The sequence below is a fragment of the Erwinia sp. S43 genome (assembly GCF_016624745.1).
Lineage (GTDB): Bacteria > Pseudomonadota > Gammaproteobacteria > Enterobacterales > Enterobacteriaceae > Erwinia > Erwinia coffeiphila.
On record NZ_JACVTX010000057.1, the window covers coordinates 1 to 1,781 of the forward strand.

Annotated in this window: 1 rRNA gene; it reads right to left on the reverse strand. The window is 53.2% G+C overall.

The window, feature by feature from the left end:
* Positions 1-1,714 (reverse strand): 23S ribosomal RNA (locus IBT47_RS26765); the annotation flags it as partial.
* Between the last annotated feature and the right edge of the window lie 67 nt (positions 1,715-1,781).

Here is a 1,781-nt window from a genome sequence, read left to right on the forward strand (position 1 = left end):
GACAGCGTGCCTTCTCCCGAAGTTACGGCACCATTTTGCCTAGTTCCTTCACCCGAGTTCTCTCAAGCGCCTTGGTATTCTCTACCTGACCACCTGTGTCGGTTTGGGGTACGATTCGTTGTTACCTGATGCTTAGAGGCTTTTCCTGGAAGCAGGGCATTTGTTACTTCAGCACCGTAGTGCCTCGTCATCACACCTCAGCGTTAACAAGGTTCCGGATTTACCTGGAACCTCCGCCTACATGCTTAAACCGGGACAACCGTCGCCCGGCTAACATAGCCTTCTCCGTCCCCCCTTCGCAGTAACACCGAGTACAGGAATATTAACCTGTTTCCCATCGACTACGCCTTTCGGCCTCGCCTTAGGGGTCGACTCACCCTGCCCCGATTAACGTTGGACAGGAACCCTTGGTCTTCCGGCGAGCGGGCTTTTCACCCGCTTTATCGTTACTTATGTCAGCATTCGCACTTCTGATACCTCCAGCAGACCTCACAGTCCACCTTCTGCGGCTTACAGAACGCTCCCCTACCCAACAACACTACGTGTCGCTGCCGCAGCTTCGGTGCATGGTTTAGCCCCGTTACATCTTCCGCGCAGGCCGACTCGACCAGTGAGCTATTACGCTTTCTTTAAATGATGGCTGCTTCTAAGCCAACATCCTGGCTGTCTGTGCCTTCCCACATCGTTTCCCACTTAACCATGACTTTGGGACCTTAGCTGGCGGTCTGGGTTGTTTCCCTCTTCACGACGGACGTTAGCACCCGCCGTGTGTCTCCCGTGATAACATTCTCCGGTATTCGCAGTTTGCATCGGGTTGGTAAGCCGGGATGGCCCCCTAGCCGAAACAGTGCTCTACCCCCGGAGATGAATTCACGAGGCGCTACCTAAATAGCTTTCGGGGAGAACCAGCTATCTCCCGGTTTGATTGGCCTTTCACCCCCAGCCACAAGTCATCCGCTAATTTTTCAACATTAGTCGGTTCGGTCCTCCAGTTAGTGTTACCCAACCTTCAACCTGCCCATGGCTAGATCACCGGGTTTCGGGTCTATACCCTGCAACTTAACGCCCAGTTAAGACTCGGTTTCCCTTCGGCTCCCCTATACGGTTAACCTTGCTACAGAATATAAGTCGCTGACCCATTATACAAAAGGTACGCAGTCACACCCCGAAGGATGCTCCCACTGCTTGTACGTACACGGTTTCAGGTTCTTTTTCACTCCCCTCGCCGGGGTTCTTTTCGCCTTTCCCTCACGGTACTGGTTCACTATCGGTCAGTCAGGAGTATTTAGCCTTGGAGGATGGTCCCCCCATCTTCAGACAGGATATCACGTGTCCCGCCCTACTCATCGAGTTCACAGAACGTGTGTCTTTGTGTACGGGGCTGTCACCCTTTACTGCGCGACTTTCCAGACGCTTCCACTGACACACAAACTGATTCAGACTCTGGGCTGTTCCCCGTTCGCTCGCCGCTACTGGGGGAATCTCGGTTGATTTCTTTTCCTCGGGGTACTTAGATGTTTCAGTTCCCCCGGTTCGCCTCATGCCACTATGTATTCATGACATGATAGTGTGACGAATCACACTGGGTTTCCCCATTCGGGTATCGCCGGTTATAACGGTTCATATCACCTTACCGACGCTTATCGCAGATTAGCACGCCCTTCATCGCCTCTGACTGCCTAGGCATCCACCGTGTACGCTTAGTCGCTTAACCTCACAACCCACAAGCGTCCCGAAAGACGGCTGTCAGTTGCAAGCATTTGAGAGACTCGAACATACCG